This is a genomic window from Amycolatopsis sp. AA4 (assembly GCF_002796545.1).
GTDB lineage: Bacteria > Actinomycetota > Actinomycetes > Mycobacteriales > Pseudonocardiaceae > Amycolatopsis.
This window is the reverse complement of the sequence record NZ_CP024894.1, coordinates 2290938-2303213: the sequence shown is the minus strand read 5'-3', so window position 1 is coordinate 2303213 and position 12276 is coordinate 2290938. Positions and strand designations below refer to the sequence as shown.

The following is a 12276-nucleotide window of genomic DNA, read 5'->3' as shown; positions in this document are numbered from 1 at the left end:
CGACCCTACGGTGTCCCGCAAGAACCCACCCCGTTTCAAGGAGGACCCGTGGGCGGCGACTATGCGGTGATCGCGCTGTACATCGCGGGCATGATCGGGGTCGGCTGGATAGGCCTCCGGCTGGCCAAGACCAAATCCGACTACCTGGTCGCCGGACGGCGGCTTGGCTGGTTCATGTACTCCGGCACGATGTCGGCCGTCGTGCTCGGCGGCGCGTCGACCGTCGGCGGCGTGAAGCTCGGCTACACCTACGGCATCTCCGGCGCGTGGCTGGTGATCACGATCGGCGCCGGGATTCTCGTGCTGCACGCGGTTTTCGCGCGGAGGCTGGTGAAACTGCGCGTCTACACCGTCGGCGAGATGCTCGACCTGCGCTACGGCGGCCGCGCGAGCGCGGTGTCCGGCGTGGTGATGTGGGGCTACACGCTGATGCTCACGGTCACCTCGACGCTGGCGTTCGCGTCGATCTTCAAGGTGCTGTTCTCGATCCCGAGCTGGGCCGGGATCGCGATCGGCGGGTCGATCGTGGTGCTGTACTCGGTGCTCGGCGGCATGTGGTCCATCACGCTGACCGACATCGCGCAGTTCGTGATCAAGACGATCGGCATCCTGTTCGTGCTGCTGCCGGTCGCGCTCGTGTCGGCGGGCGGCTTCAGCGGGATGGCCGAGAAGCTGGACGCGTCGTACTTCGAGTTCACCTCGATCGGCGGCGAGACGATCCTGACCTACTTCCTGATCTACACGTTCGGGTTGCTGATCGGGCAGGACATCTGGCAGCGCGTGTTCACCGCGCGCACTCCGCGCGTCGCGACCGGCGGCGGCGTCATCTCCGGCGTCTACTGCCTCGTCTACGGCATCGCGGGCGCGCTGATCGGTACGGCCGCGAAGGTGCTGTACCCGGACCTCGGCAGCGCGCAGGACGCCTTCGCCACCATCGCCGAACGGCTGCTGCCCACCGGCGTACGCGGTCTCGTGCTCGCGGCGGCTCTCTCCGCGCTGATGTCGACTTCGAGCGGCGCGCTCATCGCGTGCGCCACGACGACGACTTCGGATCTGCTGCGCAAGGTCGGCCTTAAGAGTGGCGAGGTCTTGCGTAACCGAGTGACGACACTTGTGCTGGGCATCGTGGCCATCGGTATCGCAATGCTCGTGGACGACGTCGTCAACGCGCTCACCATCGCGTACGACATCCTCGTCGGCGGCCTGCTCGTGACGATCATCGGCGCGCTGTTCTGGAAGCGCGGTACTCGCGAAGGCGCGTACGCGTCGATGGTGGCCGGCACGGTGTCCGTCATCGCCTTCATGTTTATCGACGGGGTTGCGGCCAACAGTCCGATCTATTGGGGCCTCGGCGTCAGCCTGATCGTGTACGTCGGCGTCAGCCTCGCGACACCGCGTACGCCGGACAGCATTCTTTCCGTGTGGACACAACGTCTTCACGGCTCCGAAGCCGCTGAAGATCTCAGCGCAACCGAAACCCGACAGGAGTTGCCCCAGTGAGTGAACAGCGTCCGGTCGGCCCGCTCGACTCGTCGCAGATCCCGCGCTTCGCCGGCTTCGCGACCTTCGCGCGGCTGCCGCGGATCGACGAGGTGCCGAGTGCCGACGTAGCCGTGGTCGGCGTGCCGTTCGACTCCGGCGTGTCGTACCGCCCCGGCGCGCGGTTCGGTCCTTCAGCGCTGCGCGAGGCCAGCCGGCTGCTGCGGCCGTACCACCCGGCTCTGGACGTTTCGCCGTTCGCCGAGAAGCAGGTCGTCGACGCCGGTGACATCGCGGTCAACCCGTTCCACATCGGCGAAGCGATCGAGAAGCTGCAGCAGGAAGCCGAAGCGCTTACTGCGGGCGAAACGAAGCTGGTGACCGTCGGCGGTGACCACACCATCGCGCTTCCGCTGCTGCGCGCGGCGGCGAAGAAGCACGGTCCTGTTGCGCTGCTTCACTTCGACGCTCACCTCGACACCTGGGACACCTACTTCGGCGAGCCGTACACGCACGGCACGCCGTTCCGTCGCGCGGTCGAAGAAGGCATCCTCGACACCAGCGCGGTGTCGCACGTGGGTACGCGCGGCCCGCTGTACGGCAAGCGCGACCTCGAAGAGGACCGTCGTCTCGGCTTCGGCATCGTGACCTCCGGCGACGTACTGCGTCGCGGCATCGACGAGACCGTGGACGCTCTTCGCCAGCGCATCGGCGACCGTCCGCTGTACGTGTCCGTCGACATCGACGTGCTCGACCCGGCGCACGCGCCCGGCACCGGCACCCCCGAGGCGGGCGGCATGACCAGCCGCGAACTGCTGGAGATCCTGCGCGGCCTGCGCGGGCTCAACCTGGTCGGCGCGGACGTCGTCGAACTGGCCCCGGCCTACGACCACGCCGAGATCACCGCGGTCGCCGCTTCGCACGTCGCTTACGACCTGGTCAGCCTGCTGGCGCTGGGACGCGGCGCATGACCCGGATCGGCGGCGACGTTGTCGTAGAGACGCTGCGGGCGCTCGGTGCGGACACCGTGTTCGGCCTGCCCGGACAGCACGCGCTCGGCCTGTTCGAGGCGCTGCGCCGGGCCGAGGACCTGCGCGTGGTCAGCTCGCGGGTGGAGAACAATCTCGCCTTCGCCGCGGACGGCCACGCGCGCGCCCGGCTCGCCGCCGATCCGCACGGCCCGGTGCCGGTCACGCCGATGATCGTGTCGACCGGCCCCGGCGCGCTGCTCACGCTGGCGTCGCTGCAGGAATCGCGCGCGGCTTCGGTCCCGGTGCTCGGGATCTCGAGCCAGATCCCGGTCGCCGGGCTCGGCGGCGGACGGCACGGTTACCTGCACGAACTGCCGGACCAGCAGGCCAGCTTCCGCGATGTCGTGAAGTCGGTGCACGTGGTCCGGTCGATCAGCCAGATCCCGACCGCGCTGCGCGAGGCGTGGGCATCCGCCGCGACCGCGCCATACGGACCGGTGTGGGTGGAAATCCCGCAGGACGTGCTGCTCGCCCCGGCGAACCTGCCACAGCTGACGAGCGTGACCGCCGCCCCGGCACCGCTCGAACCGTTGCCGGAGCTGGTCGCCGAGGCCGCGAAACTCCTTGAAGCCGCGAAGAATCCGGTGATTCTCGCCGGTGGCGGTGCCCTGCGCTCCGGCGCGCACGAGGAGCTACGCCAGCTCGCTGAAACCCTGCGCGCGCCAGCGGTCTCGACGTTCGGCGGCAAGGGTGTTTTCGCCTGGGACCACGAACTGTCCGCGCAATCGTGGATGGAAGACTGGCACACCACGGAATTCCTCTCCGCTGCGGACGTCCTGCTGGTGCTCGGCTCCGGGCTGGGCGAGCTGTCCAGCAACTACCGCGAGTTCGCGCCGCGCGGCCAGGTCGTGCAGGTGGAAGCGGATCTCGGGAAGCTGGAGTCGAACTACCCCGCGCTCGCGCTGCACGCCGACGTCCGGCTCACCCTTCGCGCGCTGCTCGACCAGCTCACGCCGCGTACCCCGGACGGACGCGCCGAAGCCGCGGTGAAGGAGCTGCTCGCCCGCGTCGAGTCCAGATTGGACAGTCAGCCGCTGACGCTGGAACGGAAGCTGATCGACGACATCCGCGCCGCGCTTCCCGAAGGCACGCAAACCTTCTGGGACATGACGATCGCGGCTTACTGGGCGTGGTCGGCGTGGAATCCGGACGGCGCGCCGATCCACACCGCGCAGGGTGCGGGCGGCCTCGGCTACGGCCTTCCCGGCGCGCTCGGCGCCGCTGCCGCGGGCGTGCGGTCGCTGGCTGTTTCCGGCGACGGCGGCGCGATGTACGGACTGGCCGAGCTGGCCACCGCCGTGCAGCACCAGCTCGACGTGACCTGGCTGGTGATCGACGACGGCGGCTACGGCATCCTGCGCGAATACCTGACCGGCGCGTTCGGCCAGACCACCGCGACCGAACTGCCGAGGCCGGATTTCGGCGCGCTGGCCGCATCGTTCGGCATCCCCGCCCGGAAGACCACTGTGGACAGTGTCCGCGCCGATCTCGCCGACGCGCTGCGCACCCCCGGCCCGTCGGTCGTCGTGCTTCCCGCGCTGCTGAAGATGTTCGCCCCAACTCACTTGGAGCACTCATGACCCACGTCCGCAACTTCGTCGGCGGCGCTCTGGTCGACACCCCCGACACCGAGGCGACCCTCGAACTGACCAACCCGGCCACCGGCAAGGTCTTCGGCGCCAGCGTCGTGTCCCGGAGGAACGAAATCGACCTCGCGATGGAGTCGGCGGCGCGCGCGTTCCAGTCGTGGCGGCGCAGCACTCCCGCGCAGCGCCAGGAAGCCCTGCTCAAGATCGCCGACGCGCTGGAAGCCCGCGCGGAGGAGTTCGCCGACGCCGAGGTCCGCGAGACCGGCAAGGTCCGTTCGGTCGTGCTGGACGAGGAAATCCCCGAGTGCGTGAGCACGCTGCGGTTCTTCGCCGGTGCGGCGCGGCAGCTCGAAGGCACCGGCGCGGGCGAGTACCTGGCCGGGCACACGTCGGTGATCCGCCGCGAGCCGATCGGCGTGTGCGCGCAGATCGCCCCGTGGAACTACCCGCTGATGATGGCCGTCTGGAAGATCGGCCCGGCGCTCGCCGCGGGCAACACCGTCGTGCTCAAGCCCGCGGAGACCACGCCGTCCACCGCGGTGCTGCTCGCCGAAATCGCGGCGGAATTCCTGCCGCCGGGCGTGTTCAACGTGCTGTGCGGCGACCGGGAAACCGGCCGCGCGCTGGTCCGGCACCCGCACACCGACCTGGTCTCCATCACCGGCTCGACGCGCGCCGGCATCGACGTGGCCACCGTCGCCGCGGCCGATCTCAAGCGCACCCACCTGGAACTGGGCGGCAACGCTCCCCTGCTGGTCTTCCCGGACACCGACCTCGCCGACACCGCAGAGCGGATCGCCGACGCCGCGTTCTACAACGCCGGACAGGACTGCACGGCGGGCAGCCGCGTCTTGGTGCACGAGAGCGTCCACGACGAATTCGTTGCCGCACTGGCGAAAACGGCTGCCACCCGCCGTCCGGACGTCGACTACGGCCCGCTCAACAGCCGCGCCCAGCTCGACCGCGTGCTCGGCCTGCTGGAGCGGCTGCCGGCGCACGCCCGGGTCGAAACCGGCGGCACCGCGCCCGGGCCGGGCTTCCAGCTCGCGCCGACCGTCGTGTCCGGCCTCCGCCAGGACGACGAACTGGTCCAGGAGGAAATCTTCGCGCCGGTGATCACCGTCCAGCCGTTCGCCGACGAGGCCGAGGCGCTGGAGCTGGCCAACGGCGTCCCGTACGGCCTGGCTTCCTCGGTCTGGACGAACGACGTCGCCCGCGTGGCCCGGGTGTCGCGCGACCTCGATTTCGGCTGCGTGTGGGTGAACACGCACGGCCCGCTGACCGCCGAGATGCCGCACGGCGGGTTCGGCCATTCCGGGCACGGCAAGGACCTCTCGGCGTACTCGTTCGCCGAATACACCCGCGTCAAGCACGTGATGACGAGGTTCGAGTGATGAGCGACAAAGTCACCGAGGTCGAACAGCACGGCATCGCGCCGATCCCGCCCGCCGAACAGACCTCGCGGCCGCGCGACCTGTTCCGGCTCGCGTTCGGCGGGGCCAACACGTTCGCCACGATCATCCTCGGCACGCTGCCGATCGCGTACGGGCTGAGCTTCTGGGCCGCGCTCGCGGCGACTGTCGTGGGCGTGGTGCTCGGCGCGCTCGTGCTGTCCCCGATGGCCCTGTTCGGCCCGGTCACGCGCACCAACAACGCGGTTTCGTCCGGCGCGCATTTCGGCGTGGTCGGCCGGTGCGTCGGCTCGTTCCTGTCGCTGCTCACCGCGATCACCTTCTTCGCGATCTCGGTGTGGGTGAGCGGGGACGCGGTAGCCGGTGCGGCACAACGGCTTTTCGGCATCGACGGCGGTCCCGTCCTCCGCGCGGTCGCGTACGGCGTGATCGCGATCGCTGTCCTCGTCGTGTGCATTTACGGCTACCGCTTCATGCTGCTGGTCAACCGGGTCGCGGTGACGCTGGGCACGCTCATCATGCTCGTCGGGATTTTCGCCTACGGCGGTTCGTTCGACCCCTCGTTCGCCGGCAGCGGCAACTTCGCGCTCGGCACGTTCTGGCCGACGTGGATCCTCGCCGTGCTGACCGTGATGGCGAACCCGATCTCGTTCGGCGCGTTCCTGGGCGACTGGTCGCGCTACATCCCCGCGACCCACTCGCGCCGGTCGCTGCTGGCCGCGCCGTTCCTCGCCCAGCTCGCGACGTTGCTGCCGTTCGGCTTCGGCATCGCGACCGCGACGCTGGTCGCCGACCCGGCCGACTACGTGACCGGTTTGACCGCGATTTCCCCGCTCTGGTACGCGATCCCGCTGATCGTGGTCGCGCTGATCGGCGGTTTGTCCACCGGCACCACCGCCTTGTACGGCACCGGGCTGGACTTCAGCTCGATCTTCCCGCGCCTGTCCCGCGTGCGGGCGACGCTGCTGATCGGGACGCTGAGCGTGCTGTTCATCTTCGTCGGCAATTTCGTGCTCGACATGGTGTCCAGCATCAACGCGTTCGCGACGCTGATCGTGCTGTGCACGTCGCCGTGGATGGTCATCATGATGATCGGCTACGTGCAACGCCGCGGCTACTACGACCCAGCCGACCTGCAGGTGTTCAACGAGGGCCGCACCGGCGGCCGATACTGGTTCCACCGCGGCGTCAACTGGCGCGCGATGGCGGCCTGGCTCCCCGCCACCGCGCTGGGTCTGCTGTGCGCGAACACGCCGATGATCACCGGCCCGCTGGCGAACATCGCGGGCGGGGTGGACATCAGCCTGGTGGTGACGCTGTGCACGGCCGCGATCGCGTATCCGGTGCTGGTGAAGGTGTTTCCGGAACCGCGCGAGGTCTTCGGGCCTGCTCCGGCTATCGCCGCGGAAGCGGTGGCCGCCGAGGCGTGAACGGCGGGCGGCTCCGCCGAACTTCGTGCGGTTCCCCGGTGGCTCAGCAGGAACGTGACCGATCCCGGATCGGGCAAGCCCGCGATCGAGGCCAGCCCGTCCGGGACCACGGACGCTGAGAACAGGCCCCCGCTGAGCCTGGCCTCGAGCGCGACCCGCAAACCGTTGAGGCGTTCGCTGACGCAGCCGATCCGCCCGCGGACCCCGTTGCGGCGCAACGCGTTCAGCGCGCGGGCTCGGGTGATGCAAACCGGCCGAGGACGTCCGCCGCGTGGCCGAGCAGGAAGTCCTCGCACACGCCGAACCGGACCTGGCCGCACCAGTGCGGTTCGCGCACGCCGCCGGGGTCGAGGCGCACCAGGCACACCGAACCCCGCTGACCGGCCAAAACCGGGAAGTTCTTCTCATAAGCCTCGCTCAATGTCCCGCCGTCGTAAACGGCGGGCACGGATGCGGCGAGCGGAAAACCCTACGTCGGCTTCGCTGGCGTCGCGGCGATTCCGGCACCTGCCCTGACCGCACCGCGCCTGCTGATTCCCGACATTCTTTCCGCCCGGAATTGTTTTGCCGCCTTTGCTTCTTCCGGGAACGCGAAGAACGGAAAGAGCCCGGCACGGATCACTGCTGTCGCGCACCGCGACGAGCGAACGAGCGGCTGGCTGTGGGACGATCCGAAACCCCGTGTCCTGGAGGCGATCCGTGACGTTCGCAGTCGGCATCTTCGATCTGTTCAGCTTCGCCGTGCCCGGCGCGGTCCAGTTGGCATTGCTGGCCTACGTGCTGGACCGGCTGGGCGTGCTGCACGTAGCCGCACTGGTTTCCGCACCGGGCGCGCTGCTGGTCGCCGGTGCCGTGGTGACCAGTTATCTGCTGGGACATCTCTTTCATCCGCTGGCCGCGCAACTGGAGCGGCTCCGCCCCCGCCCGGACGCGGAGGAAGCCCGGAAGGAGTTCCTCGCCCGGGTTCCGCGAGCGCGCGACCGCGCTTACGTCCAGACCGACCCCGCGCTGCTCGTCGCCGCGATCGAACTGCACGACAAAGACGCGGGCGGGGAGATCATCCGGATGCGCGCGCAATCGGTCATGCTGCGCAATATCGCCTTCGCGTTCGCCGTGGCGACGGTCGTCGCGCTCGTACAGACCGCCACCGGGCCGCATCAGGTGGTCGCCGCCGTGGCTGCTGTGCTGTCCGTGCTCGGGACGACCGCGGCGTTGGGAAGCAGCCGGAAGGTCTGGCACATGTCCCGGCTGAAGACGCTGGACGTCTGTTACTGGATCCCGGACATCGACGAGACCTTCACCGCCGACGCTCCCGCTGAGGGCTAGCTGGACCCGCCGACACAGAAAACGGCAGATCCTGGACCTCGACGAGACCTTCGCCGCCGAAGCCCCAGCGGAGGGCTAGCCGCACCCCGCCGACACCGTGAACGGCGGGTCCCTTATCCGGGAACCTGCCCTTCACGTGTTCAGACGCGAGACCGTCGCTCAGGCACACGGCTTCCCGGCCCAGCCCGCGCGACGCCCGGGCCGCGACCTCTCGGCCCCGCCCTTGCTCACGCAAGATCAGCCGCGCAGTTCCCGCCCAGCGCGCGGCCCCCGCCACGACTTCTTCCGGCCGCCCTTGCCCTGCGCAAGCACGCAACTCCGCACCGGTTCCCCGCCCAGCGCGCGACACCCCGGGCCCGCCCTTCTCGGCGCTTGCCCGCGGACCCGCAACGCTCGCTCAGGCGCGCGGCTTCTCCCCCGCGGCCGCTTCGACGTCGGCGCCCAACCGGCCCGAGGCCCATTCCGTGATTCGGCGCGCCACGTCCTGGGCGGTCAGGCCGATGCGGTCTAGCACCTCGGCGCGGGTGCCGTGGTCGTGGAACGCCTGCGGCACCGCGAGGTCGCGCAGCGGGACGTCGCATTCGGCATCGCGCAGTACCGCCGCCAGCGCGGAGCCGAAACCGCCGTGGCGGCCGCTGTCTTCGACCGTCACCACGAGTTTGTGCTGTTCCGCCAGGGCGACCAGCTCCGCAGGCACCGGGACCACCCAACGCGGGTCGGCGACCGTCACGCCGATGCCCTGGTCGGCCAAGCGGTCCGCGGCCGACAGGGCCAGCTGTGCGAACGGGCCCACCGCGACGAGCAGCACGTCCGTGGAACCCGAGGGGCGGCGCAGCAGGTCGACCGTGCCGATCCGCTCGACCGCGGGCACGTCCGGACCGACGCTGCCCTTCGAAAACCGCAGGGCGGTCGGGCCGTCCTGGACCGCGACTGCCTCGCGCAGTTCCTCGCGCAGCGTGCCCGGGTCGCGCGGCGCGGCCACGCGCATGCCCGGCACCATGCCCAGCAGCGACAGGTCCCACATGCCGTGGTGGCTCGGGCCGTCCGGGCCGGTGATGCCCGCGCGGTCCAGCACGAACGTCACCGGCTGGCGGTGCAGCGCGACGTCCATCAGCACCTGGTCGAACGCCCGGTTCAGGAACGTCGAGTACAGCGCGACGACCGGGTGGCAGCCGCCCATCGCGAGGCCCGCCGCGGACGTCACCGCGTGCTGTTCGGCGATGCCGACGTCGAACCAGCGGTCCGGGAAGCGCTCGGAGAACTTCTCCAGACCGGTCGAGCGCAGCATCGCGGCGGTGATCGCCACGACGTCCTCGCGCTCCTCGCCGATTTTCGCCAGCTCGTCGCCGAACACGCCGGTCCAGCTGGGGCCCTTCACCGGCGGCAGTCCGGTCTCCGGGTCGATCGGGTCGGTCTGGTGCATCTGGTCGGCCTGGTGGTTCACCGCGGGCGCGTAGCCGTGGCCCTTCTCGGTGACCACGTGCACGATCACCGAACCGCCGAACGCCCGCGCGCTCTGGAACGCCTTCTCGAGCGCGACCAGGTCGTGCCCGTCGACCGGGCCGAGGTACTTCAGGCCGAGGTCGGAGAACATCACCTGCGGGCTCAGCGCGTCCTTGATGCCCGCCTTGGCCGCGTGCAGCGCGGCGTAGATCGGCTTGCCCACCACGGGAGTGCTGCGCAGCAGTTCGCGGCCGCCGTCCAGCAGCCGCTCGTAGCCCGGCTGCAGGCGCAGCGACGCCAGGTGGTCGGCCATCCCGCCGATGGTCGGCGAGTACGACCGGCCGTTGTCGTTGACCACGATCACGACCGGGCGGTCCTTGCGCCCGGCGATGTTGTTGAGCGCCTCCCAGCACATGCCGCCGGTCAGCGCGCCGTCGCCGACCACCGCGATCGCGTGCCTGCGCGGGCCGCCGGCCAGCTCGAACGCCTTCGCCATGCCGTCCACATAGGACAGTGCGGCGGACGCGTGGCTGTTCTCGACCAGGTCGTGCTCGCTCTCGCTGCGGCACGGGTACCCGGTGGGCCCGCCCTGCTGGCGCAGCTTGTCGAAGTCGCCGTGCCGCCCGGTGACGATCTTGTGCACGTACGCCTGATGCCCGACGTCCCACACGATCGCGTCGCGCGGCGAATCGAACACCCGGTGCAGCGCGAGCGTCAGCTCGACGACGCCAAGGTTGGGCCCGAGGTGCCCGCCGCTGCGGCGGACCTTGTCCACGAGGAAGTCCCTGATCTCGGCCGCCAGCTCCCCGAGGTCCTCGACGCTCATGCGCTTCAGGTCCGCCGGTCCGTGCACCGAGTCCAGCATGGTCACCGCTCCACCCCGTCCGTTTCTTCCTCCGCCGGTTCCGGCCAGTCTACGGACGGCCGCCACCTCGGTCCGGCCGCCCGCGTCCCGGATCACAGCTTCGGCCGGAACGCAACTCCACGAGCGGGGAAGACCACCAGCCCGGTCAGTCAAGTCGCGGTCACCGCGCGTGGCCGTGATAATCCCGGACGGACCCCGAGCTCGAGAGGACCCCATGGCGGACTTGTACATCGGCGGCGAATGGGTGGACGCGCGTGCGGGAGGGCGGCGCGAGATCCGGTGCCCCGCGGACGGCAGCCTGGTCGCCGAGGTCGCGGAAGCGACCGCGGAGGACACCGAGGCCGCCATCGCCGCGGCCCGCCGGGCGTTCGACACCGGCCCCTGGCCGGCTACCCCGGCGGCCGAGCGCGGAAACCTGCTGCTGCGCGCGGCCGACCTGCTCGACCGCGACGCCGAGGAATTCGCCCGCGCCGAATCGCTCGACACCGGCAAACGCCTGGTGGAGAGCCGCTACGACATGAGCGACATCGCCGCTTGCCTGCGTTATTTCGGCAAGCTCGCGGGCAACGACGCGGGCCGGGTCGTGGACACCGGCAGCGCGGACTCGTTCAGCCGGATCGTGCACGAACCGGTCGGCGTCTGCGGGCTCATCACCCCGTGGAACTACCCGCTGCTGCAGACCGTGTGGAAGATCGCCCCGGCCCTGGCCGCGGGCAACACTTTCGTGCTCAAGCCGAGCGAGCTGACGCCGCACACCTCGATCCTGTTCATGCGGCTGCTCGCCGAGGCCGGGCTGCCCGGCGGCGTCGCGAACCTCGTGCTCGGCGCGGGCCCGACGGCCGGCGCGCCGCTGTCGGAACACCCGGACGTCGACCTCGTGTCGTTCACCGGCGGGCTGGCCACCGGACGGGTGATCGCGGCGAACGCCGCCGCGACGGTGAAGAAGGTCGCGCTCGAACTCGGCGGCAAGAACCCGAATGTCGTGTTCGCCGACGCGGACTTCGAGACCGCCGTCGACTACGCGCTGACCGCGGTGTTCCTGCACTCCGGCCAGGTCTGCTCGGCCGGAGCGCGGCTGATCATCCAGCGGGAATGGCACGACGAGTTCGTCGACGAACTGGTGCGCCGCGCGGAGCGGATCCGCCTCGGCGGGCCGTTCGACGAGAACGCCGAGACCGGGCCGCTCATCTCCGCCGCGCACCGCGAGAAGGTGGAGCGCTACGTCGCCACCGCGATCGAGGAGGGCGCGGTCCTGCGCACCGGCGGCAAGCGTCCGGACGACCCGGCGCTGCAGGACGGCTTCTACTACCTGCCGACGATCCTCGACAACGTGAAGCAGGGCAGCACCGCGGTCGTCGAGGAATCCTTCGGCCCGGTCCTGACCGTGGAGACGTTCACCGACGAGGACGACGCGGTCCGCATCGCCAACGACACGCACTACGGCCTGGCCGGCGGCGTGTTCACCCAGGACGCCGCCCGCGCCCAGCGCGTCGCGAACCGGCTCCGGCACGGGACGGTGTGGATCAACGACTACCACCCGTACCTGCCGCAGGCCGAATGGGGCGGCTACAAGCAGTCCGGGTTCGGCCGCGAACTCGGCCCGACCGGACTGGCCGAATACACCGAGGTCAAGCACATCCACCAGAACCTGAAGCCCGGCCCGCAGCACTGGTTCTCCGGCTGATCCCCCTCCCCCACCGA

General features: G+C 70.2%; 9 protein-coding genes. 7 read left to right on the top strand and 2 right to left on the bottom strand.

Going from position 1 to position 12276, the window contains the following annotated elements; all coding sequences use genetic code 11:
• Nucleotides 1-48: 48 nt before the first annotated feature.
• The 5 genes from CU254_RS10985 to CU254_RS10965 are packed head-to-tail and all read left to right on the top strand — an operon-like array spanning nt 49 to nt 6941.
• Entirely contained in the window at nt 49-1500 is a 1452-nt protein-coding gene (locus CU254_RS10985; protein WP_009075609.1) for a sodium:solute symporter, read from the top strand.
• Nucleotides 1497-2450, top strand: coding sequence for an agmatinase (speB, locus tag CU254_RS10980; RefSeq protein ID WP_009075607.1), 954 nt, complete (start codon nt 1497-1499; stop codon nt 2448-2450). Before CU254_RS10985 ends, speB begins: the two co-directional genes overlap by 4 nt.
• Nucleotides 2447-4090 carry a thiamine pyrophosphate-binding protein gene (locus CU254_RS10975; protein ID WP_009075605.1) on the top strand — a complete coding sequence of 548 codons (1644 nt, stop codon included), beginning with the start codon at nt 2447-2449 and terminating at the stop codon, nt 4088-4090. The genes speB and CU254_RS10975 overlap by 4 nt, the downstream gene beginning before the upstream one ends.
• On the top strand, nt 4087-5493 hold the full coding sequence (locus CU254_RS10970) for an aminobutyraldehyde dehydrogenase (RefSeq protein ID WP_009075603.1): 1407 nt from the start codon (nt 4087-4089) through the stop codon (nt 5491-5493). The genes CU254_RS10975 and CU254_RS10970 overlap by 4 nt, the downstream gene beginning before the upstream one ends.
• Nucleotides 5493-6941 carry a cytosine permease gene (locus CU254_RS10965; RefSeq protein ID WP_009075600.1) on the top strand — a complete coding sequence of 483 codons (1449 nt, stop codon included), beginning with the start codon at nt 5493-5495 and terminating at the stop codon, nt 6939-6941. Before CU254_RS10970 ends, CU254_RS10965 begins: the two co-directional genes overlap by 1 nt.
• A 223-nt stretch (nt 6942-7164) precedes the next feature.
• Here CU254_RS10965 and CU254_RS44035 read toward each other — a convergent pair whose 3' ends face one another.
• Nucleotides 7165-7389, bottom strand: a complete 225-nt coding sequence (locus CU254_RS44035) for a cupin domain-containing protein (protein ID WP_009075598.1) — start codon at nt 7387-7389, stop codon at nt 7165-7167.
• Between the two features lie 251 nt (nt 7390-7640).
• Between CU254_RS44035 and CU254_RS10950 the strand changes: the two genes are divergently transcribed.
• Nucleotides 7641-8267 (top strand): hypothetical protein, encoded by a 627-nt coding sequence (locus CU254_RS10950; RefSeq protein WP_037713277.1) that lies wholly within the window; start codon nt 7641-7643, stop codon nt 8265-8267.
• A 397-nt stretch (nt 8268-8664) separates the two neighbouring features.
• Here CU254_RS10950 and dxs read toward each other — a convergent pair whose 3' ends face one another.
• A complete protein-coding gene (gene dxs, locus CU254_RS10945) occupies nt 8665-10581 on the bottom strand; it encodes a 1-deoxy-D-xylulose-5-phosphate synthase (protein ID WP_009075594.1) in 1917 nt (638 codons plus the stop codon).
• A gap of 208 nt (nt 10582-10789) precedes the next feature.
• Between dxs and CU254_RS10940 the strand changes: the two genes are divergently transcribed.
• Nucleotides 10790-12259 (top strand): aldehyde dehydrogenase family protein, encoded by a 1470-nt coding sequence (locus tag CU254_RS10940; RefSeq protein ID WP_009075592.1) that lies wholly within the window; start codon nt 10790-10792, stop codon nt 12257-12259.
• The last annotated feature ends 17 nt before the right edge of the window (nt 12260-12276 follow it).

Bases quoted from the DNA above. Each gene is read 5' to 3' on its own strand.
- CU254_RS10975 (WP_009075605.1), top strand. From the start codon at position 2,447: ATGACCCGGATCGGCGGCGACGTTGTCGTAGAGACGCTGCGGGCGCTC.
- CU254_RS10970 (WP_009075603.1), top strand. From the start codon at position 4,087: ATGACCCACGTCCGCAACTTCGTCGGCGGCGCTCTGGTCGACACCCCC.
- CU254_RS10965 (WP_009075600.1), top strand. From the start codon at position 5,493: ATGAGCGACAAAGTCACCGAGGTCGAACAGCACGGCATCGCGCCGATC.
- CU254_RS10940 (WP_009075592.1), top strand. From the start codon at position 10,790: ATGGCGGACTTGTACATCGGCGGCGAATGGGTGGACGCGCGTGCGGGA.